At 47.1% G+C, this 22,036-nt stretch carries 16 protein-coding genes; 8 read left to right on the forward strand and 8 right to left on the reverse strand.

The genetic code is table 11. The features are described from left to right. Positions 1 to 78: 78 nt before the first annotated feature. The 6 genes from AC23P2_RS03130 to AC23P2_RS03155 form a co-directional block, all read right to left on the reverse strand. Positions 79 to 1,785: an arylsulfatase gene (locus tag AC23P2_RS03130; RefSeq protein WP_487771841.1), complete on the reverse strand. Its 1,707-nt coding sequence runs from the start codon at positions 1,783 to 1,785 to the stop codon at positions 79 to 81. A gap of 163 nt (positions 1,786 to 1,948) precedes the next feature. Continuing rightward, positions 1,949 to 3,007, reverse strand: a complete 1,059-nt coding sequence (locus tag AC23P2_RS03135; protein WP_487771842.1) for a cellulase family glycosylhydrolase — start codon at positions 3,005 to 3,007, stop codon at positions 1,949 to 1,951. A 134-nt stretch (positions 3,008 to 3,141) separates the two neighbouring features. Further along, complete coding sequence (locus AC23P2_RS03140) at positions 3,142 to 4,605, reverse strand: RagB/SusD family nutrient uptake outer membrane protein (protein ID WP_487771843.1); 1,464 nt, start codon at positions 4,603 to 4,605, stop codon at positions 3,142 to 3,144. 12 nt (positions 4,606 to 4,617) lie between these two features. Next, a complete protein-coding gene (locus tag AC23P2_RS03145) occupies positions 4,618 to 8,115 on the reverse strand; it encodes a SusC/RagA family TonB-linked outer membrane protein (protein ID WP_487771844.1) in 3,498 nt (1,165 codons plus the stop codon). Positions 8,116 to 8,150: 35 nt separating this feature from the next. Next, positions 8,151 to 9,158: a FecR family protein gene (locus AC23P2_RS03150; RefSeq protein ID WP_487771845.1), complete on the reverse strand. Its 1,008-nt coding sequence runs from the start codon at positions 9,156 to 9,158 to the stop codon at positions 8,151 to 8,153. After that, positions 9,155 to 9,853: an RNA polymerase sigma-70 factor gene (locus tag AC23P2_RS03155; RefSeq protein ID WP_487771846.1), complete on the reverse strand. Its 699-nt coding sequence runs from the start codon at positions 9,851 to 9,853 to the stop codon at positions 9,155 to 9,157. Before AC23P2_RS03155 ends, AC23P2_RS03150 begins: the two co-directional genes overlap by 4 nt. Positions 9,854 to 10,044: 191 nt before the next feature. Here AC23P2_RS03155 and AC23P2_RS03160 point away from each other — a divergent pair, with 191 nt between their 5' ends. Continuing rightward, positions 10,045 to 11,232, forward strand: coding sequence for a phosphoglycerate kinase (locus AC23P2_RS03160; protein WP_487771847.1), 1,188 nt, complete (start codon positions 10,045 to 10,047; stop codon positions 11,230 to 11,232). Positions 11,233 to 11,300: 68 nt separating this feature from the next. Here the strand turns inward: AC23P2_RS03160 and AC23P2_RS03165 are convergent, their stop codons facing one another. Next, positions 11,301 to 11,942 (reverse strand): hypothetical protein, encoded by a 642-nt coding sequence (locus tag AC23P2_RS03165; protein ID WP_487771848.1) that lies wholly within the window; start codon positions 11,940 to 11,942, stop codon positions 11,301 to 11,303. Positions 11,943 to 11,981: 39 nt separating this feature from the next. Here AC23P2_RS03165 and AC23P2_RS03170 point away from each other — a divergent pair, with 39 nt between their 5' ends. The 7 genes from AC23P2_RS03170 to pheS all read left to right on the forward strand — a co-directional run bounded on the left by AC23P2_RS03170 (position 11,982) and on the right by pheS (position 20,866). Beyond that, complete coding sequence (locus AC23P2_RS03170) at positions 11,982 to 13,433, forward strand: NADH-quinone oxidoreductase subunit N (protein WP_487771849.1); 1,452 nt, start codon at positions 11,982 to 11,984, stop codon at positions 13,431 to 13,433. Between the two features lie 229 nt (positions 13,434 to 13,662). Then, on the forward strand, positions 13,663 to 15,618 hold the full coding sequence (locus AC23P2_RS03175; protein ID WP_487771850.1) for a KUP/HAK/KT family potassium transporter: 1,956 nt from the start codon (positions 13,663 to 13,665) through the stop codon (positions 15,616 to 15,618). Positions 15,619 to 15,620: 2 nt separating this feature from the next. Continuing rightward, positions 15,621 to 16,682, forward strand: coding sequence for an NAD-dependent epimerase/dehydratase family protein (locus AC23P2_RS03180; protein WP_028524828.1), 1,062 nt, complete (start codon positions 15,621 to 15,623; stop codon positions 16,680 to 16,682). A gap of 9 nt (positions 16,683 to 16,691) precedes the next feature. Continuing rightward, positions 16,692 to 17,528 (forward strand): 5-dehydro-4-deoxy-D-glucuronate isomerase, encoded by an 837-nt coding sequence (kduI, locus tag AC23P2_RS03185; protein ID WP_487771851.1) that lies wholly within the window; start codon positions 16,692 to 16,694, stop codon positions 17,526 to 17,528. A 186-nt stretch (positions 17,529 to 17,714) separates the two neighbouring features. Next, positions 17,715 to 18,089, forward strand: a complete 375-nt coding sequence (gene hpf / locus AC23P2_RS03190) for a ribosome hibernation-promoting factor, HPF/YfiA family (protein ID WP_487771852.1) — start codon at positions 17,715 to 17,717, stop codon at positions 18,087 to 18,089. Positions 18,090 to 18,168: 79 nt separating this feature from the next. Then, positions 18,169 to 19,779: an amidohydrolase family protein gene (locus tag AC23P2_RS03195; RefSeq protein WP_487771853.1), complete on the forward strand. Its 1,611-nt coding sequence runs from the start codon at positions 18,169 to 18,171 to the stop codon at positions 19,777 to 19,779. A 46-nt stretch (positions 19,780 to 19,825) separates the two neighbouring features. Next, a complete protein-coding gene (gene pheS, locus AC23P2_RS03200) occupies positions 19,826 to 20,866 on the forward strand; it encodes a phenylalanine--tRNA ligase subunit alpha (RefSeq protein WP_487771854.1) in 1,041 nt (346 codons plus the stop codon). Positions 20,867 to 20,980: 114 nt separating this feature from the next. Here the strand turns inward: pheS and AC23P2_RS03205 are convergent, their stop codons facing one another. Continuing rightward, complete coding sequence (locus tag AC23P2_RS03205) at positions 20,981 to 21,952, reverse strand: NAD(P)H-quinone oxidoreductase (protein ID WP_487771855.1); 972 nt, start codon at positions 21,950 to 21,952, stop codon at positions 20,981 to 20,983. Positions 21,953 to 22,036 lie beyond the last annotated feature (84 nt).

Below are 22,036 nucleotides of genomic sequence, written 5' to 3' on the forward strand. Positions count from 1 at the left end.
TCTGGAAAGAAAACAAACATTCTACCTCTCCCTCAGGAGGTTTGTCTGACAACTTCATAGTTAGCTACTGCGGTCTGACTATCGTCTGACCGTGCTAGGCTTGGGCAAAACTTGATGGGTTTTAGCCCATGTTTGCCACTGTTTTTTCAATTCGTTTACTTTTTCGGGGTACTTGGCCGCGAGGTTATTGGTTTCAGTTTTGTCATTGGCCAAGTCAAACAACTGCCACGTAGTATCGCGGCTTGCTGAAACCAGCTTCCAACTTCCCGACCGTGCATAACGCGCGCCAAAGTGCTCATTGAACAGGCTCGTATGCCCTCCGTTGGTTTTTCCCTGAAATGCAGGCACGAGGCTTTGCCCCGTCGAGGCCGAAATGGTACGCCCCTGAAACGTCTGCGGGTATTTTGCTCCTGAAATTTCTACGCAGGTACGCATAAAGTCCATTACGTGCCCCATTTGAGCACTGTAACTTCCTTTTTTCGCTTTGATTCCTTTGGGCCAAAACGCCACCATTGGCGTGCGAACACCTCCTTCGGATGATTCTGCTTTCCAGTACTGGTAAGGGGTATTGGCTACGTTTGACCAACGCTGCCCAATCGACGCAAACGATGTCTGTGGCCCTGGCATCACTTGTTTTTTCAAATCGTACGAGATAGGCCGACCGTCGCGCGTTTCGTTGGGGCGGTCAAAACCTGGGCCATAAGCCGCACAGTTTTCTGGACTTGCCCCATTGTCCGAAAGAAAGACGATGAGGGTATTTTCCAACTGCCCCGTTTCGCGTAGTGTCTGCAACATACGGCCGATGCCCTGATCCATGCGGTCAATCATCGCCGCGTGAACGGCCATGGCGCGTGCGTCCCATTCTTTATCGGCGTTTGCTTCCCACGTTTGTTGTTTATCCCAACGCTCCGACAATGGCGTGGTTTTGGGGTCAATCAAACCCATTTTCACCATTCGTTCGTAACGGTTTTTCCGAATCGCATCCCAGCCCGATTTGTACGTGTCTTTGTACTTTTCAATGTCTTCAGGCAGGGCCATCAGCGGCCAGTGCGGGGCGGTGTGTGCCACGTACAAGAAAAACGGCGACGACGACTTAGCAAACGATTGAATATAAGCTACTGTGGAGTCGCTAATGGCATCCGTGTGGTAGTAATTCTTTGGAACTTGCGTCACAGGTTTTGTCCCATTCACCAAACTAAAAGGGTCAAAAAAGTCAACTACGCCCCAAATGTTCCCAAAATACTTATCAAAACCACGCGCAGTAGGGTACTGGTTTAGCGGTCCAAAATCGCCAAAGTCCTTTTTGTGGTTAAGCCAATCGAGCTGATCTTTGGGGTTTTTCTGAACGATGGTGTTCGACACGTGCCATTTTCCTGTCATACCCGTTTGATAACCCGCAGCCTTCAATACCTCCGCAATGGTCACGGTATTTTCGGCCAAATGCCCACGGTACCCTGGTGTCGATTCTTCGTCGGTCATTTTACCAATGCCTGCTTGGTGGTTGTACAAACCTGTTAGCAAACTGGCGCGCGTTGGACAACAACGGGATGTGTTGTAAAACTGAGTAAAACGCAGCCCGTTGTTGGCGAGGTAGTCGATGTTGGGGGTTTTGATTTCGCCGCCATAGCAGCCTAGGTCCGAATACCCCATGTCGTCGGCCATGATGATAATGATGTTCGGACGTGCATCCGCTTTTGAACGCGACGGTTTTGAATAAAACGCCGTTAGCCCTACCGACACTGCCACGGCTAAACCCACCGAAGCCACTACCCCTTTTTTCTTCATACTCTTAATTTTAGTACTTCGATATTTTTTGTGGACACAGAGTATCTCAGAGTTTTACACAGAGGTTCATTCGGTGATTATCAAAAACAAAAAAAATTTCAAAATCCGTGAAACTCTGTGAAGTACTCCGTGGAACTCTGTGTCAACAATTACCAAAGAATTGTTATTTTTTCCCTGTCAAGGATTTAATTGTTCTGATTTCGTCTTGGCTGAAAGCCGTTCCGTCGGTGCGATAAATGTCGTGGAACCACAACTCAGGCTCTTTGCCATCGGGCATTGGTGTTCCCCACGCATAAATCGTATTGGTTTTACCCGCTACAAAGCCCCAGTTGATGGCACCGATGTTTTCTTGCTTCAGCATCGGCATGATGGTTTGGAATAAGCTACCGTTGCGACGCGCCATGTATTCGGTGCAAATCATCGGGCGTCCGTACTGGCGAAGTTTATCAATCAATTCTTTGTGCTTGTCCACGTAGCCGTAGTGGTGGTACGTAATCACGTCTGAGTTCTCCTCTTGGAACTTGTTCAATTCTTTGAATTTTTCACCCCAGCTCCATACACCTGCACTGATTGGCTGCGAAGGATTTACCTCTTTTGCCCACGCAAACACCGATTTCAACAAAGGCAAACTTTTGGCGAAGTATTGGTTATTACCTGGTTCGTTGTACAAATCCCACAACAAAATACGGTTGTCGTTTTTGAAAGTCGTCATCACGTCTTTTACGTATTTTTCCAACATTCCCAAGCTATCTGGGTGGTTGTGAATCATCGTACCTGGGTCGCGTACCCAGCCGCTATTATGGACGCCAGTTTTAGGGGCAGGCTGCTTGCCTGGGTGGTATTCGTCGTTCCAGCAGTCGTCAAAAAACACAAAAATGGTTTTGATTCCGTGCTTGCTCGAAATAGCGAGGTACTCGTCGAGGCGTTTTTTAAAACCTGGCGCATCGGTCGTCCACGCAATGTGGTGCAGATACACCCGCATGGCGTTGAAGCCCAATTGTTCGGCCCAGCCTAGTTCTTTATCAAGGGTTTGGCGATCAAAAGACTCCGCCTGAAACATTTCTAATTGGTTGATGGCCGTGCTTGGCTGAAAGTTACAACCTCTGATCCAACCCTGTTTTTTGTACCAGTCGTTTGCCTGTTGAGCCGTCCAGCGAGGTTGTGCTTTGAGGGTAGATACCGTGAGGAGCAAAACAATCGCAAAAAGTGTTACTTGTTTCATAAAATGATGATTTGTTAGATAGTTAGTTCACAGTGAAAAGTTTACAATCAATAGTTTAAGACACTTTTGGCCAAAAACTAATACCCTTTATGCTTTTCTGCCATTGATTACAAACCTAACACCCCATTAATCCATTAATAACCAGGACTTTGGACACAAAGCTTATTGGCATCAATTTCCGCTTGTGGAATCGGAAACAGCACGCGTTCGGGCTTGGCATTGGTGATACCGCGCGCTTGTGCTAATGAGATAAACGTCCCTTGACGAACGAGGTCTTCTCGGCGTTTGCCTTCCGAAACAAACTCCCAGCCTCTTTCTCTAAAAATGGCCGTCCGAAAAGCCTCTTTTGTGGGAGTGTCTGTCTGGGTCAAATTGGGAATTCCTGCCCGTGTACGAACGAGATTGATCAACGTAAATGCCTCCGTTGTGGGGCCATTGAGTTCGTTCAGCGCCTCTGCTCTGGTCAATAAAATATCGGCATAACGCAGTATTGGGACATCATTTCCACTGTTATTCCCAACGGTATTGTTATCCCAATACTTAAAACTACGCGCATTATCCCCCGTTGATAAATCGACGGTTTGGTTGTTGGTATTAACATAGCTGGTACAAATCAACTGCAAACGTTTGTCGTTAGGCACAAACGAACTGGTAAATGCCGTCCGCAAGCGGTACTGCGTCGCAAAATTCGACATAGTGGTTTTATAGATAAAATTCGGGAACTGCGGGCTGCTTTTGTAGCCTGGAGGCAGTGCTCCTGCTTGGTACCAATTACCAAAAGGATCTTCGGGGCGACATTGGAGGGTCAAAATCATTTCACGGTTGGCCGCACCTTCGTTTTCGACTCTAAACATCCCCACAAAGTCAGGATTAAGGGCGTAGTAGTTAAAATCCATCACGGCTTTGGCAGCATCGGCCGCTTTTTGCCATTGTTTGGTATTGAGGTAAAATTTTGCCAAAATACTGTATGCCACGCCTTTACTGAAACGCCCATAGGTTTCTTCTTTGCCTGGGTCAGGTAAATCGGGAATCGACTCCGTGATTTCTTTTTCGACAAACGCCTTTAGCTCTTCTTCCGTTGCCCGTGCCAAATCAGCGGGTTGTGTGGTGGAAGTCCGCAGGGGTACCGTTCCAAAAAAAGTCATCAAAAGTGCATACGCCTGGGCCCGCAAGACCCGCGCTTCGGCTTTATAAAGTTTTTTGGTTGACTCCGCCGCAGTCACATTCCCAATGTTTTCAATCACCCCGTTGGCATCACGTACCACGCGGTAGTTAGGATCCCACATATCGGCCGCCAACGTTCCGAGCGTCGGATCCCACGTAAAATTAATTAACTGAATAAGTTGTCCATTTTCAGCGCCACCCGTGTTAAAACCCATGTCGGTACAAACTTCCGAATCGTTGATTACATAGCGCGAATTAGATTGAGTTTGCTGGTGTGCGTACGCTGAAAAAAGCAACGCTTTGATGCCGCTTTCCGACGTGAGTACGTTGTCGGGCGAAAACTCAGACCTCGGCGATACTTCCAGTGCTTTTTCGCATGAAGTCAACATCAGAAACCCTCCGATGATTAAGCTATATTTGAATGATTGTCTCATTTGATTTGTCATTTAAAATTGCAAATTAACCCCCACTGTGTAAGTACGCGTTAGCGGATAGGTATTGTAATCAATCCGTAAAATATTGTCTCCCAAAGCATTGGCTGCTGGGTCAGCACCTGAATACTTGGTAAAATTGTACAGGTTTTGACCATTCACAAACACCGAAGCACTGCCCAAATAGCGGTTTTTAGGTACGGGAATTTTGTACGACAACCGCACCGATTGAACACGTAAATACGAAGCATCTTCGACGGTTTTGTTGGTTACTTGGCGTTGGCCTTGCACGTCGTTGGGCAAAAACGAAGGGTAATCGTTGGTAGGATTAGTCGGTGTCCAACGGTTTAGGTACGGAACCGCCAATTTATTCCGACGATAATCTACTGGATAATACGCGTCCACCAAGCTACTGTTCAGCATTTTTGCGCCTTGTGAGCCTTCCAAGAAAATATCCAATGCCAAGGTTTTGTACGAAGCACTGGTGTTGAAACCATAGAAAAAATCGGGCAGCGATTTGCCAAGCACCACTCGGTCGTTGGCATTGATAACTTTATTTCCATCAAGGTCGCGGTATTTCAAATCGCCTGGCCGCACCCCTGATTGCGCTTGGGTAAAGTCTTCGCCCGTTTGCCAAACGCCGTCCACGAGGTAGCCATAAAACGAGCCAATGGATTCGCCAGGTTTCAGAATACTCACTTGGCCAATACTGCCTGGGCCAGACCCGATAAATTGAGGCACTTTACCAAGACTCAACACCTTGTTTTTGAGAGTTGTTATATTAAAACCAGCATCGACACGGAAACCGTTTTTATCGGTCAAAATACCCTTCAAAGCAAGCTCAACTCCCGTATTACGCATACTTCCTACGTTTTCGATGCGGCTTCCAAAACCCGTACTCGCTGGTTGTGGAATGTCGTAAAGAAGGTTAGAAGTTTTACGGTTATAGTAGTCGATGCTACCCGTAAGGCGACCATTGAAGAAACCAAAATCAATCCCTAAGTCAGCTTGCACGGCTGACTCCCACTGCAAGTCAGGATTGGCGCTGCGCGATGGCTGCAACGAACTGTAGCGGTTGCCATTGAAAACGGCATTGCGTCCTGCCGAAAAAGTAGAGAAATATAAATAGTTGATGGTCGGCTGGTTGCCCGTTGCGCCGTAGCTGGCGCGTAGTTTAAGTTCGCTCAAGAAGTTTACATTTTTCAAGAAAGCCTCGTCCTGAATTCGCCACGCCAAAGCCGCCGACGGGAAATAACCAAAACGTTTGTTGGGGCCAAAACGCGCCGAGCCATCGGCCCGCATCGACAGCGTTAGCAGATACTTACTGTTAAACGAATAGTTCACCCGCCCTAAAAACGACACCAATTTATTTTCTTGACGACCACTTCCTACGCCATTCAGGGTATTATCACCCGTACCGAGCGCATTGAACGTGAGATCGGGCAAGGCAAAAGAACGCGAATTGGCAATGATAGAACTTGAAGTGTAGCGTTCGTAGGTAGCTCCTGCCACGGCGCTAATGCGATGGTTTTTAACTTCTTTGTTAAAATTTAGCGTTCCTTCCGTCAGGTAGTAACCTCGTTTTCCATCGCGAACATCGGCATAACCGTTGTACGAAAGCCCCGTCAACGTACTGGGGTCAATCCAAAAATAGCGTTGGTTGTCGTTGAAATCAGCTCCTACGCGGACTTTGGCCGAAAGCGAAGGCAAGAAATAATATTCGGCATAAATATTTCCAAACGTACGGTACGTATCTCCCATCCCATACTGTCCATTAATCACCGCCAACGGGCTATCCATCGGTGCCATCAACGACGAGCGATAGTACGTTCCGTCGGGGTTATAAGCAGGCACCGTTGGGTCATAATTTTGGGCCATGTACAGCGCACTGGCGTTATCGTTTAGCCCTACTCCCGTTGCATTGTAGTAATCTCTGGTGTAAGAGGTGTTCAGGCTTACCCCTACGTTGTATTTATTGGCCACCCCGTTTTCGAGGTTCATTCGGGCGCTATAACGACTCGTTCCCGATTTGAGCATAATCCCGTCTTGGTTGAAATAACCCGCCGAAATGTAATAACGGGTATTGCCTCCTGCCCCACTAAACGAAAGGTCGTGTGACTGAATGGGAGCATCACGAAGCAACAAACTTTGCCAATCGGTGTTGGCGTTGGTTCCCGTCACTTTTGGGGTCGAAAGTTTTCCCAAATCAATGATGGAATTGATGACATCGGTATATTCCGTTCCCGTCAAAAAACGCTGCGTATTGGCCACTTTTTGTACACCATGTGTTCCATTATATTCTACTTTGAGCTTCCCATCCTTGCCTCGACGGGTAGTAATGAGTACCACTCCGTTTGCTCCGCGCGAACCGTAAATGGCAGTAGCAGAGGCATCTTTTAGAATTTCTATTGACTCAATATCAGCAGGGTTTAAGCTATTGAGTGGTGTGCGATTGTTGGGGTTGCTGGTAGTTCCCCCCGCACTCGCCGACCCAATCGCCGTTCCATCGTTTACGGGCAAGCCATCTACTACATACAGCGGATCGTTGTTTCCCGTAATGGAAGTTATTCCCCTGATTTGCACGCTCATAGCCGAACCTGGCTCACCACTTTTTTGGTAAACCTGCACCCCAGGCGCACGCCCTGCCAAGGTTTGTTGAAGGTTGATATTGGAGCCACGGGTCAAATCTTGGGCTTTCAACGACATCACCGAGCCCGTCAAGTCGCTTTTGCGTACGGTTCCGTATCCTACAACCACTACCTCATTGAGTGATTGGTCGCTTTCTTTCAGTTGAACGTTGATTTCGGTTCGGTTGCCCACCGTCACTTCTTGTGCTTCGTAACCAACGTACGAAAACACCAGCACCAATCCACTCGCTTTTCCTACCGATTCGGGAATACGTAATTGATAACGCCCGTTGGCATCCGTGGTTGTACCACGGACTGTTCCTTTTACAACTACGTTTGCTCCTGGGATGACCCCGTTATTATCTGCGGTGGTTACCGTTCCACTAATGGTCACTTCTTCGGCACGGGTTTCGAGCGGCCCTAACGTCTCAACCGTGGTCAATGAGCTGTTGGAGGCGGGGTCGGTTTGGGGTTGATTTTCTTCGTTGATAGGCGTAACGGGAAATCGGGCCTCCCCGACCGAAGCCGACGATTTTTTGGCCAATACCACCCAAGTTCCTGTTTTTACTTGTTTATAACGCAAGTTAAAGGGCTTTAACAAACGAGAGAGCGCATTTTCAAGCGAAGTAGCTCCCGCCAACACATCGGTCGGAACAGTCAGATTAGCTACGGTTCGGTCTTCAAACAAAATGTCAGCTTTGTACTTGGCTTTCAGCCCATTTAAGGCATCCGAAAGGCGGGTGGTCGTCGCTGATGGAGCGGAGTATGTGGGGCGTTGTTGTGAGCTGACCATCGCCATTGCCTGACTATTGGCAAGTTGAGGTTCGACCAACAACGCGCCAGTAAGCAACCCTACCAGCGTAGTTGGGATAAAAATAGAGCGCATAAACAGTGTAGTTAGAAAAGGGTAAAGTTTGGGTCTTATTCAAAAAATGTAACCGTGGAATCTTTTTGTTTGTAGTTGATTTCGAGCAATTCGGCCACTACTTGTAAAAACTCGTCTGCATCATCGGCCTGAAACGAGCCCGTCACTGTTCGTTCGCCAATCTCCTGATTTTTAAGGACAACCCGCAAGTTGTAGTTGTCGTGGAGTAATTCCACAATTTCCCGAACGGGCGTGCTGTTAAAATTGAAGCGATGTTCTTTCCAAGCTGAACTTACTTCGGGCTCGTCGATGCGCATCTGCGTCAGATTTCCTTTAGCATCCACGTTGACGGCATCGCCTGGTTTCAACCGCAAGCTTCTCACCGCTTTTTTAGCTCCCGTATAATTGAGCTGAATTGCCCCTTTACTCAATATGACTTTGGTTCCGCTGGGGCGGTCAAACACATTAAACTCCGTTCCCAACACCTCCACCTGTACCCCACGGGCAGTTTTCACCAAAAACCGTTGGTGCGTTGGAGTATGTTTTACGGAAAAAGCAGCCTCACCCGTCAGCCACACTACCCGTGAGCGTGGGCCAAATCCAAACCGAGGGAAACGCAAAGACGAATGGGCATTGAGCGAAACTTGCGATCCGTCGGGCAAGGTCAGTTGGCGAGTTTCTCCGAAAGCCGTTTCAATCGTTTGATAAAAAATATAACTTCTTCCTGCATACATTCCTGCCACCAATACCAACACCACCGAAGCCGCCGCCAGCCACTGGCTAAAGGTAAACCTTCGGCGAACGGGCAGTTCGGAGCTTTCTTCTGTTTCTTCTATATTTTGTTGCTGATCCCATACCTCAATGCGCTCGTTTAGTAATGCCAAAGCCTCCTCTTCTTCGGCCATGTACTGAAGGTGCTGACGCTCCCATTCGTCGAGCCAAGCCACGTACAAAAGCTGGTTTTCGGGATGTTGTAGCCAATCGGCAATCGTCGTTCGCTGAAGTGCCGTTGAGCGTCCGCTAAAATGCGCAAACAGCAGTTCTTTCATTATGGCCTTGTTCATTGATGACAATAGGTTGGTGATGGTGTGGATATTTCGGAAGGCGAAGTGGCTGGAACAAAAAACATGAGTCCGCAAAAAAGCCCCATTCGCAGTACTTGTCGCAATTGTGACAAGGCTCGGCTCAAGTGGGCTTCAATCGTTTTGGGTGAAATCTGCAACTCGTCGGCAATTTCGCGGTGTTTTTTCCCCTCAAAGCGGCTCATCACAAACACCCGCTGGCACTGCGGAGGCAGCGTACGCACAGTTTCTTCGATGCGCTGGTATAATTCGGTATATTGCAACAACTGCTCTGGATCAATCTCTACATTGTTATTGATACCTTCTGCATTCTCGTCGGTAATGGTCATCTCTTGGTGAAACTCGCGCTGTAAGTACGAATACGCCCGCTTCCGAACGGCCGAATACAAATAAGCTTGGTAGGTGGTTGTGATGTGAAGCTGCGCTTGGTTTTTCCAAAAGCTAAAAAATACTTCGCTCACCAAATCTTCGGCCACCGCCCTTGAATACACAAAACGCACCGCCTGGCTACACAGCGGGCGATAGTAGCGCCGAAACAACAGTTCATAGCCTCGCCGTGCATCTTCCTCAAACGCTTGTCGGATAAGATACTCAACGTCAAGGAGTATTGGCTCAACATCTGGCCTTTGAAACGGACGGTTAGAAGGCTGGGGTTGGCTCGGTTGATTTTCGGCCATGGATCGTTTTTTTTCGGGTTCTATAAGGTAAGTCACAAAAAGCGGCTTCTCCCCTTAGTCAATTCGTAGATTTTTTTTTCTTTTTCCAAGAATTTCACCAAAAACACGGCTAAATGGCCTTTTACTAGGGTTAATAGAGCGAAAAAACTATTTTTGCCCTGAAAAATAATCTTTCAACCCACTTGAATCCTATGAAAACCGTAGATTCGTACAATTTTGCGGGCAAACGTGCCCTCATTCGCGTTGACTTCAACGTTCCTCTCAACGAAAAATTTGAAATTACTGACGACACTCGTATTCAAGCTACGCTACCTACCATTCGTAAGATCTTGGCAGACGGCGGTTCTTGCATTTTGATGTCGCACTTAGGTCGCCCGAAAGATGGCCCGACCGAAAAATATTCGCTCAAGCACCTTATCAATCCACTTTCAGTGATTTTGGGTGTCTCTGTAAAATTTGCTGACGATTGCATCGGTGCTTCGGCCTCCGAACAAGCGGCCGCGCTTCAGCCAGGCGAAGTTTTGTTGTTGGAAAACCTTCGTTTCTATAAGCAAGAAGAAAAAGGCGACGTTGAGTTTGCCGAAAAACTTTCAAAACTAGGCGATGTTTGGGTAAACGACGCTTTCGGAACTGCTCACCGCGCCCACGCTTCGACGGCCGTTATCGGTCAGTTTTTTGAAGACCGCGTGTGTGGCTACGTCATGCAGGCCGAAATCGACAACGCACAACGCGTGTTGGAACAAGCCGAACGCCCATTTACGGCCATCATGGGAGGTGCCAAAATTTCGGACAAAATCCTTATCATTGAGCGCTTATTAGACAAAGTAGATAACCTTATCATCGGCGGTGGTATGACTTATACCTTTACCAAAGCCTTGGGTGGAAGGATTGGAAAATCGCTTTTGGAAGCCGATAAGCAAGAATTAGCGCTTGAAATTTTGGCAAAAGCCAAAGAAAAAGGCGTGAATATTTTAATGCCTTTGGACAACGTTTGCGCGGATGCTTTCTCAAATGATGCCAACCGCCAAATCGTAAAAACGGGAGAAATCGAAGATGGATGGGAAGGTTTGGACATCGGCCCAGAAACCATCACATTGTTTGAAGAAACCGTTCGTAATTCTAAAACGATTCTTTGGAACGGCCCAATGGGCGTGTTTGAGTTTCCGAACTTTGCCACAGGTACCAACGCCATTGCCGAAGCGGTGGTTCAGGCGACGGAGCAAAATGATGCGTTTTCGCTCATCGGTGGAGGAGACTCAGCATCTGCCATCAACAACGCTGGCTACGGCGACCGCGTAAGCTACGTATCGACAGGTGGTGGTGCCCTTCTCGAATATATGGAAGGCAAAGTGCTTCCAGGGGTAGCGGCATTAGCTTAACTATTTTTTCTCGCCCCGACGTTCCGTCGGGGCGGGCATGGTTTTGCGTCTCTGACGCCTAAGTTATTTTACTGCTCATAGCGCTCAATCACGCGCAAGAAATCTTCTTCTTTCGAGAATTTAATTTTTTGCTCTTTGATAAACACCTCCAAATCGGCTTGTTTATCGCTGAGAGCTTCTAACAACGCCTTCTTATCTTTTTTAAGACGAATAATCGCTCCGTCTTTATACAAATACAAAAACTCTTCTTTGGCAAAACGCTTCGTCGTTGTGGCTGAACTATACAGTTTTTCGGTCTGTATTTTTGTCACTGTTCGTTTCAACAACTTCACTTTTCCGTCGGACAGTATTTGGTAAAAATTTCGTCCAGAAAGTGACTCATAAGCAGGGAAATTGTTACGAAAAACCCCATCTGTGGTGGCAAATTCGGTAATCTCACTGCTAAACCGATACGATTTTTGGTTCTCTTCGTACTCCAGTTCATCTTTGTACGTGTCGTACCGCATTTTGGCCAACTCGTAGGTTTTGCCGTTGTGTTTGGCTTTCACCGTTCCTCTCACCCACTCATCTTTCAGGTAAGGCGAGCCTTCGATTTCGGTATAGCCGTTTTCAAAAATAGGACGCCCGTTGATGTCTTGAATGAACATTCCTTGGGCATGGGCAGCGATGGTCGCTAAAATCAATCCGAGACAGAGTAATGACTTTTTCATGTTGAATTGTACTTTTGCTGGCAAATTAATCGAACGACCTTGCAACTCAAAGAGCATTTACTCCATATCATCGAAAGTCTTCCACGGGTTGTGCCCGAAACATGGCTGGCTTTTGCCTTTCTGCTGTTGGTTACGGCCGAGTTAGTATTGAAACTAACGCGTTGGTCACAGCAGACATCCGCCATTTTGTGGTTTTCAGCGTTTGGACTAAGTTTAGCTGGGCTGCTGTTGGTCATTCTCCAATGGAACGCCCCCGAAGGCTATTTATTTCACCACCTGCTTTATCTTGACACCAAGGCTGTTTTTTTCAAGGGGCTTGTACTGATCACTACCCTTTTTGTTCTTCTACATATACGCGTCACTCACGCCCAATTACCGCCTGAGTTTTACGCCCTTCTACTCGCCATTGTACTGGGGCTTTGCTTTATGACCATGGCCGTCAATGGCCTTAGCCTCTACTTGTCGATTGAACTTGTTTCAATTGGTTCGTATTTGTTGGCAAGCCTTGGCAAAGGAAAGTTGGCCGCCGAAGGAGGGATTAAATACTTACTTTTTGGTGCACTGAGCTCAGGCATTATGCTGTATGGCCTTTCATTTCTATACGGAATGACGGGCTCACTCGACCTCACAAGCGAAGTTTTTGCCAATCATCTTGCCCAAAACCACCCCGTCATTATATTGATTGTCGGTTTTCTGACACTTGGTGGCGTTCTTTTCAAACTCTCCTTGGTTCCCTTTCACGTGTGGGCACCCGACGTATATGAAGGAGCCCCTACGCCTATTGTTGCCTTTTTATCAACTGCCCCCAAAGCCGCTGCGCTGCTCTTATTGATGCGGTTGTTGAGCGCGCTCCCTGCCGATTTCCAGCAACTAATGGCACTCTTGGCACTTAGCAGCATTTTACTAGGAAATTTGTCGGCACTTTGGCAAAACGACCTCAAGCGACTCTTGGCTTATTCAGGCATCGCACAAGCGGGTTTTGCACTCGTAGGCGTGGTGGCTTTCAGCCAAGCAGGTTTTGAAAGCGCTACGTTCTATATTGTTATTTATGTCTTGACCAACCTCGCCGCGTTCTTATTGGTTGACTTGGTGAGCTCTGGCCGCCCAACATTACTTTCCTTGTCAGGCAAAGGGGCACAACTGCCCGTGCTTGCCGTTTGTTTTGTCATAGTCATGGTGGCTTTGGTAGGCTTACCTCCCACGGCGGGCTTTACCTCCAAACTCTTGGTTTTTTCTGCCCTTTGGGAAGCCAATACCACCGCCCCTTCTTCTTTGCTTACCACGCTCTTGGTGGTAGGGCTACTCAACGCCGTCATTTCCTTGGTCTATTACTTCAAAATACCCTTTTATCTGTTTTTTAAGGAGGCGCCAGAAACTAACCACGACACCCCAAAGCCTGCTGGAATGGCCTTGGTAGTAGCGCTGACGGTGCTTATCGTTGCGCTTTTTCTAAAAACTGACTGGTTGATGCTATGGATAAAGCAGCTTTAGTGGGTGATTTTATGACTTTTAGCAGGTATTTACCTCGGTTTTAGTAGGTATGACGAATAATTTTGGCCTTCCGAGAACAACGGATGTTACAGACTTTTATATTTGTCCGATTTTTTAAAAAACCCACTGATAAACTACGCTTTAGGGCATATCCATGTTTTTGGTCTTCTTTCACCAATAGCACCCTTCCAGATAGTGTTTTCAATTATTCATTCACAATATTTTTTTCATGGAAAGTAATAACGGGCATCACCACCACCTAGACAAAGCTTCAGCCGCTGGGTTATTGATTGCTTTTGGGATTATCTACGGCGACATTGGTACTTCTCCGCTGTACGTGATGGACAGCATTTTTAAGGAAGACCCTATCATATCGCCTCAAACGGTTTTGGGAGCCCTTTCCTGCGTTTTTTGGACACTAACCCTCCAAACTACTGTCAAATACGTAGTACTGATTCTTCGAGCCGACAACCGCGGCGAAGGAGGGATTTTTGCGCTCTATGCCCTCGTACGCCGTCATGCTAAATGGCTCACAGTACCTGCCATTATTGGGGGAGCTGCCCTCTTGGCCGATGGTATCATCACGCCACCTATTTCGGTTTCTTCCGCCATTGAAGGGTTACGGATTATCTATCCTGATATTCAAACCATCCCTATTGTCATTGGGATTATTACCGCGCTGTTTTTGGTGCAGGTTTTCGGTACCAACAAAGTGGGCGGTGCTTTTGGTCCCATTATGTTTATTTGGTTTTCCATGTTGGGCACGTTCGGTATCATCTGGATTGCCAAAGATTGGACTATCTTACGGGCCATCAACCCTTATTACGCCTATCAGTTATTGTTTGAAAAACCAGAAGGTTTTTGGTTGTTAGGAGCGGTATTTTTGTGTACAACGGGGGCAGAAGCCCTTTATTCTGACCTAGGGCATTGTGGTCGTGCCAACATCCGCGTAAGTTGGGTATTTGTTAAGATTTGCTTAATTCTCCAATACTTCGGTCAAGGTTCTTGGCTAATTTCACACGCAGGAGAATCGCTGGATGGACGCCGTCCTATCTATGAGCTTATGCCCGACTGGTTTCTTCTTCCTGGAATTGCGATTGCGACCTCGGCGGCTATTATTGCCAGTCAAGCCTTGATTTCGGGGTCATTTACGCTGGTAAGCGAAGCCATTCGCCTCAACTTCTGGCCTAAAGTTCGTTTGCGTTATCCAAGTCTCCAAAAAGGACAGTTGTACGTACCAAGCGTCAACTTATTGTTGTGGTTGGGCTGCGTAGGTGTGGTATTGTATTTCAAGGAGTCATCTGCTATGGAGGCTGCGTACGGCCTTGCCATTACCCTGACCATGTTGATGACTACTATATTGATGTCGTATTACCTCTACGCCAAAAAATACCAAATGTGGGGAGTAATTATTTTTATGGCAATTTACATTACCATAGAAGGCTCATTTTTGATCGCCAATCTCGTAAAATTCACGCACGGTGGGTGGGTATCCCTCGTTATTGGCTCCATGATTGCAGGATTGATGTTTGTGTGGTACCGAGCATTTTATATCAAACTCCGTTTGACCGAATACGTCAAACTCAATGACTACGTAGATTCGCTCAAAGAACTAAGCCGAGACATTTCGATTCCAAAATACGCTACCCACCTTATTTTTATGAGTAACGCGTCGCGTATGTCGGAAATTGAATCAAAAGTGATTTACTCCATCTTCCAAAAGCGTCCCAAACGCGCCGATATTTACTGGTTTGTCCACGTCGATACCACCGATGACCCATATACAATGGAGTACAAAGTAAATGTCATCGAGCCTGACGATGTCATTCGGGTAAACTTCCGCCTAGGGTTCCGCATCGAACAACGGGTCAACCTTTACTTCAAAAAAGTGATTGAAGAAATGGTAAAAAACAAGGAAGTTGACATCACAAGCCGCTATGAATCGCTCAACCGACACAATGTTATCGGCGATTTTCGGTTTGTAGTATTAGAGAAGTTCTTGTCGTTCGAAAACGAACTTCCGCTGTTTGAACAAGCCATTATGAAAGCGTATTTCTTTATCAAAGGCTTTACCACCAGCGAAGACAAATGGTTTGGACTTGACAGTAGCGCGGTAAAAATCGAGAAAGTACCGCTCATTATTCGTCCAGCCGAAAACATTAAATTAAAACGTATTTATAGTTAAAAATGAAAATATTAATCACAGGTGGAGCTGGTTTTGTAGGCTCATCACTAGCCATTGCGCTAAAAACCAATTACCCATCGTACGAAATCTTTTGCTTAGATAATTTAAAAAGAAAAGGTTCAGAACTTAACGTTTCTCGATTGACCCAAGCGGGCATTACGTATGTCCACGGAGACATTCGTAGCAAAGAAGACTTTGACTCGCTGCCCGCCGTCGATGCGGTCATCGAAGCATCGGCCGAGCCTTCTGTATTGGCAGGGCTTGACGGAACGCCCGACTACCTCATCAATACCAATTTGTTCGGGACGGTCAACTGCCTCAACTACGCCCTCAAGCACAAAGCTGATTTTATATTCCTTTCAACGAGCCGCGTTTACCCCATCAAAACGATTGAAACGTTGAACTTTGTGGAAGAAGAAACGCGCTTTTCTCTCACCGACGACCAACCCGTAAAAGGCGTATCGTCTAAGGGAATTGCCGAAGATTTCCCGCTCGACGGCGCTCGTTCGTTGTACGGCACCACCAAACTCGCCTCTGAGCTTTTGATTCAAGAATACAACGAGTTTTATGGCCTTCGTACCATCATCAACCGTTGTGGCGTCATCACTGGGCCTTGGCAAATGGGAAAAGTCGATCAAGGTGTGATGGTACTTTGGATTGCCAAACACTATTGGGAACAACAACTCGGGTATTTTGGCTACGGTGGTACGGGAAAACAAACCCGCGACATGCTCCATGTAGCAGATTTGTACCGTTTGATTGATTGGCAATTACACAACATCGACCAAGTAAATGGCGAAATTTTGAACGCAGGTGGAGGCGTAGAAAGCAGCACGTCGCTCCAAGAATTGACCCAAATTTGCCAAGAAGTAACGGGTAAAACCATTCCAATCAAACAAGTACCCGAAACCCGCACGGCGGATATTCGGATGTACATTACAGACAACAGCAAAGTGACTCGTCTGACAGGTTGGAAACCAGAAATTGGCGTTCGCCAAATTGTAGAAGAAATCACCGAATGGCTCGACCAAAACAACAAAGCCTTAGAACCAATCTTAAAATAACCTTTACTCATGCACATTCAGGTACGCCATACGACCAATCCCGTCGATTTTAAAAATTATACGACTCAACGTATTCGGGAAGAGTTTTTGATGGAAAAAATGTTCGTCCCCGACCAATTCCATTTTGTATATTCTCACTACGACCGCATGATTGTGGGCGGAATTAAGCCCGTCGGCCAGTTGCACAAACTGCCAACCTACGACGAACTTCGCTCCGACTATTTTTTAGAACGTCGCGAATTGGGCATTCTTAATATCGGTGGCGATGGCTTTGTGATGGTCGAAGATGAGTTGTTTACCCTTCAAAAGCGGGACTGCTTGTACGTTGGTAAAGGCAATAAAACCGTCACTTTCAAAAGCCTTGACCCTGAATTTCCTGCTAAGTTTATCCTTGTTTCAACGCCCGCTCACCGCGCCGTACCCACGGCCATGATGAAAGCCGCCGATGCAAGCCCAGCCGATATGGGCTCACCCGAAACGGCCAATACGCGTACCATTTATAAATACATCCATGCCGATGGCCTCGAAAGTTGTCAGCTGGTGATGGGTATGACGTCCATGAAATACAGCAGCGTGTGGAACACCATGCCGCCGCACGTCCACGACCGCCGTACCGAAATCTACGTTTACTTTGACTTAGATGACGCCCACCGCGTTTTCCATTTTATGGGTGAACCCGCCGAGACGCGGCACTTATTGGTTGCCAACGAGCAAGCCATCATTTCACCCCCTTGGTCGATTCACGCGGGTGCTGGTACAACAAGTTATTCGTTCTTGTGGGCGATGGCAGGAGAGAACTATGTCTATACCGACATGGATACGTTGGCCCTGAGCGAGTTGAAATAAAATTTCAAAAAAAGTAGCCGCAGTCCTTGATTTTCTCAAAATAAATACACAGTTTAGACTCACAATCGTGACAGGTGGACCGAAGTCCTGAAAATAGCGGTCTGTTTGTGACAGACCGCTATTTTTTACCCTTTTTAAATCCACGAATGCGGTTGCAAATGATTGTTAAACTTAAAGCGTAAAATTATGAGACTGCAAATGCACGCTATCCACTTCGACGCAGATCCAAAACTGCTAGAATTCATTCAGAAAAAACTTGAAAAACTCGAAACGTTCTATGACCGAATAACAGGAGGAGAAGTTTATCTCCGATTAGATAAAAGCGAAAGCAGTAAAGTCAAAGATAAAATCCTAGAAGTAAAAATTAAAGTACCTAGCGGTGAGCTATTTGTCAAAGAAAAAGGCAAGTCATTTGAAGAAGCCACCGACCTCGCCCTTGAAGCCCTCAAAAGCCAAATCAAGAAGTTCAAAGAGAAACGCCAAGGGGTAGAAAATAAAACCATCAAAGATGCCCAAAGCGGCACAGAAGTAGAAGAAGAAGTAGAAATCGACGAAATATAAGTCAGATTTTCACAAAAAAGAGCGAGGATGCGGTCCTCGCTCTTTTTTAATTTTTGCTCATCAACCTTTTTGACACTATATGAAAAGTAAACTTCTCCTAACCTCTCTTCTTTGCTTTCAAGTGTTTGGGCTCTTGGCTCAAGTCCAAAAAGCCCCCAACCGCGCCGAAGGTGATGGCCCTCACAAACGCCTTATTATTCGGGGCGTTACCATCATCAATAGCACCGGTTCACCGCCAATCGGCCCCATGGATATTTTGGTTGAAAACAACCGAATTGTCCAAATTCGCCAAGCAGGCTACCCTGGTATGCCCGCCCAAGACGGCATCAAAGCAAGCTCCACCGACAAAGAACTGAACTGCCGAGGCATGTACCTCATGCCTGGGTTTGTGGATATGCACGGACACATCGGTGGCGTTCAGCAAGGAGCCAACGCCGAGTATGTTTTTAAACTTTGGATGGCCCACGGTGTCACTACCGTTCGCGACCCGTCGTGCGGCAACGGGCTCGACTGGGTACTTGACCAAAAAGAAAAAAGCAACAAAAACTTGATTACCGCCCCACGCATCAAGGCTTACACGGTGTTTGGACAAGGCGCGAAAGATTTCATCACAAGCCCCGAACAGGCCCGCGAATGGGTACGTCAAAACGCCCAAAAAGGTGCCGATGGCATCAAATTTTTTGGCGCCGAACCCGATGTGTTCAAGGCGGCACTGGAAGAAAACAAAAAACTCGGCCTTGGCTCGGCTTGCCACCACGCCCAAACCGAAGTAGCGCGTATGAACGTACTAGCGACCGCCAAAGCGGGGCTCACCAGTATGGAACACTGGTATGGCTTACCAGAAGCCCTTTTTGACGACAAAACCGTACAAAACTACCCTGCTGACTATAATTATAACAATGAGCAAAATCGTTTTGAAGAAGCAGGAAAACTGTGGAAGCAAGCCGCTAAACCAGGTTCAGAACGTTGGAATTACGTGATGGAAGAATTGTTGAAACTAGATTTTACCCTCGACCCTACTTTCAACATCTACGAAGCCAACCGCGAACTGATGCTCGCCCGCCGCGCAGAGTGGCACGACGAATATACCCTGCCGTCGCTTTGGCGTTTTTATGGCCCAAGCCGAATTTCGCACGGGTCGTATTGGCACAATTGGGGCACGGAACAAGAAGTAGCGTGGAAAGAAAACTATCGGTTGTGGATGGCGTTTATCAACGAATACAAAAACCGAGGTGGTCGCGTAACAACGGGTTCTGATTCAGGCTTTATTTACCAACTGTACGGTTTTGCGTACATCCGCGAGCTAGAACTGCTCCGCGAAGCAGGTTTCCACCCGATGGAAGTCATTCGGGCAGCCACCATCAAAGGAGCAGAAGCACTGGGAATGGACAAAGAAATTGGTTCGGTTGAAATTGGAAAATTGGCCGATTTTGTCATTACCGAAGAAAACCCACTGGCCAATTTGAAAGTCCTTTACGGCACAGGCGCGATTCGTCTGAACGACAAAAACGAGGTAGTTCGTACGGGTGGCGTAAAATATACCGTCAAAGATGGCATTGTTTATGACGCCAAAAAGCTTTTGGCTGATGTTCGTAAAATTGTGGCTGACGCTAAAAAAGAGGAGAATTTTGAAATCACTCAGCCTGGTATTCCCCAAAAAGCAGGCAAAGTATCAGGTAGCAATAAATAGGGAAGAATGTTTAACTTTGCACCTATTAAAGTCACCAATCACCCCCATGCTAACAGAACGCGTCAAAGAGATATATCAAGAAATTGAGCAGTTTGAAGTTGCTACCAAAGAGCAGTTAGAACAATACCGCCAGCGATTTGTAGGTCGAAAAGGGGCGGTCGAAGCCTTGTTTGAAGGACTCAAAGACATCCCAAAAGAAGCCCGTCGTGTGGTAGGGCAAGAACTGAATGCCCTCAAAAACTTTGCTACTGACCGTTTTACGGCCATTCAAGCAGAATTCGAGTCAAACGACGGTGGCAATGCTGGCCCAGCCATTGATTTAACCCTACCGGTTGCTTCAAACCAGCTAGGCAGCATTCACCCGCTGACGTTGGCACGCGCCAAAATCATCGAAATTTTTGAGCGCATGGGCTTTAGCGTAGCCGACGGCCCCGAAATCGAGTCAGACTGGTACAACTTCACTGCGTTGAATTTCCCCGAAAACCACCCTGCCCGCGAAATGCAGGATACGTTTTTTGTGGCTAAAAACGCCGAAGACCCTACTCAAGATATGCTATTGCGTACGCACACGTCCAACGTACAAATTCGGATGATGGAGCGTCAAAAACCGCCTATTCGCGCCATTATGCCAGGGCGGGTATATCGCAACGAAGCCATCTCGGCCCGCGCTCACTGCTTCTTCCACCAAGTAGAAGGGCTTTACATCGATAAAAACGTAAGTTTCAAAGACTTAAAAGATACCCTTTATCATTTCTCCAAAGAGATGTTCGACAAAGACGTGAAGATTCGTCTGCGTCCTTCATTTTTCCCTTTTACCGAACCTAGCGCCGAAATTGACATTTGGTTAGGTACCGATACCGAAGAAACGTATCGCCTCTCAAAAGGAACGGGTTGGGTAGAAATTGCGGGAAGTGGCATGGTTGACCCGAACGTATTGGCCAACTGCGGCATCGACCCCGAAGAATACACAGGTTTTGCGTTTGGGATGGGCGTTGAGCGCATTGCTCAGCTCCGTTACGGCGTTCGCGACCTTCGTCTTTATTCAGAAAACGACGTTCGTTTCTTGCGTCAGTTTGAAGGAGTTTAAAAAGATTGAATGTTTTCGGTCGGGTTGTAAGCAACCCTCCACACAAAACATTGGTCGGGTTATGAGCAACCCTCAGCACAAAACGTGGGTCGGGTTGCTTACAACCCGACCTTTTTATTTCATACGAAGGACAATCTTCCCAATGTGCTCACTGCTTTCCATCAGGCGATGTGCCTCAGCGGCTTCTTCTAACGGGAAAGTTTTATACAAAATAGGCTCAAACGTACCAGCTTCTATCAACGGCCAAACGTGTTTTTCCACCTCGGCCGCCAACTGCGCCTTAAACGCGTCGTCGCGCGGGGCAAGCATACTTCCCGTAATCGTGATTCGCTTGCTCATTACTTCCAAAATATTGAACTGAGATTGTGCCCCGCCTAAACTCGCAATAAAGCCCAAACGACCATCGGTGCGTAGCAGACGGATATTTTTGGCCGTATAATCGCCTCCCACGTAATCCAAAATCACGTCCATCCCGTAGGGTTTTAGCTCCTCCAGAAAGTCCTGCGTTTTGTAATTGACACAACAAACTGCGCCAAGCTCTTCGCAGAAACGGCATTTTTCATCGCTGCCTGCCGTAGCAAACGCTTGCACGCCAAACGCCTTTGCCAACTGAATCGCCGTGACACCGATCCCGCTCGTGCCTCCGTGTACCAAAAAATTTTCGCCCGTTTTTAATTGCATTCGTTGAAACACATTGCTCCAAACCGTCATTGTCGTTTCGGGCAAACAAGCAGCTTTTTCAAACGACATGCCCATTGGAACAGGCAAACAATGGTCTGCTTCGGCCAAGGCGTACTCGGCATATCCGCCATTTTTGATGAGTGCACACACCTTATCACCCACTTTCCAGCGCGACACATTTTCGCCAATTTCGGTCACTATCCCCGCCACTTCAAGCCCCAGCGGCTCGGTAGGTGGCTGCGACGAAATCCCGTAACGACCTTGACGCATCAAAATATCGGCACGATTGATGCCCGCCGCATAAACACGGATAAGCACCTTTGTACCAGTAGAAATAGGGACAGAACGGTCTTCTAAAGATAAAACCTCAGGCCCTCCAGTTTGGGTAACAATCATTGCTTTCATGGTCGTAAAAATAAAAGATAAGAAAATATAAAAATAGTCCATGAAGGTACATGACACTATCCCAAGAAGCGTCACCTAAATTTG

The organism is Runella sp. R0.1_18 (genome assembly GCF_057652155.1).

Coding starts and splice junctions, on each gene's coding strand:
- hpf (WP_487771852.1), top strand. CDS start 17,715: ATGAGACTGCAAATGCACGCTATCCACTTCGACGCAGATCCAAAACTG.
- AC23P2_RS03155 (WP_487771846.1), bottom strand. CDS start 9,853: ATGGCCGAAAATCAACCGAGCCAACCCCAGCCTTCTAACCGTCCGTTT.
- AC23P2_RS03165 (WP_487771848.1), bottom strand. CDS start 11,942: ATGAAAAAGTCATTACTCTGTCTCGGATTGATTTTAGCGACCATCGCT.
- AC23P2_RS03175 (WP_487771850.1), top strand. CDS start 13,663: ATGGAAAGTAATAACGGGCATCACCACCACCTAGACAAAGCTTCAGCC.
- AC23P2_RS03135 (WP_487771842.1), bottom strand. CDS start 3,007: ATGAAACAAGTAACACTTTTTGCGATTGTTTTGCTCCTCACGGTATCT.
- AC23P2_RS03160 (WP_487771847.1), top strand. CDS start 10,045: ATGAAAACCGTAGATTCGTACAATTTTGCGGGCAAACGTGCCCTCATT.
- kduI (WP_487771851.1), top strand. CDS start 16,692: ATGCACATTCAGGTACGCCATACGACCAATCCCGTCGATTTTAAAAAT.
- AC23P2_RS03180 (WP_028524828.1), top strand. CDS start 15,621: ATGAAAATATTAATCACAGGTGGAGCTGGTTTTGTAGGCTCATCACTA.
- AC23P2_RS03150 (WP_487771845.1), bottom strand. CDS start 9,158: ATGAACAAGGCCATAATGAAAGAACTGCTGTTTGCGCATTTTAGCGGA.
- AC23P2_RS03205 (WP_487771855.1), bottom strand. CDS start 21,952: ATGAAAGCAATGATTGTTACCCAAACTGGAGGGCCTGAGGTTTTATCT.
- AC23P2_RS03195 (WP_487771853.1), top strand. CDS start 18,169: ATGAAAAGTAAACTTCTCCTAACCTCTCTTCTTTGCTTTCAAGTGTTT.
- AC23P2_RS03145 (WP_487771844.1), bottom strand. CDS start 8,115: ATGCGCTCTATTTTTATCCCAACTACGCTGGTAGGGTTGCTTACTGGC.
- pheS (WP_487771854.1), top strand. CDS start 19,826: ATGCTAACAGAACGCGTCAAAGAGATATATCAAGAAATTGAGCAGTTT.
- AC23P2_RS03140 (WP_487771843.1), bottom strand. CDS start 4,605: ATGAGACAATCATTCAAATATAGCTTAATCATCGGAGGGTTTCTGATG.
- AC23P2_RS03130 (WP_487771841.1), bottom strand. CDS start 1,785: ATGAAGAAAAAAGGGGTAGTGGCTTCGGTGGGTTTAGCCGTGGCAGTG.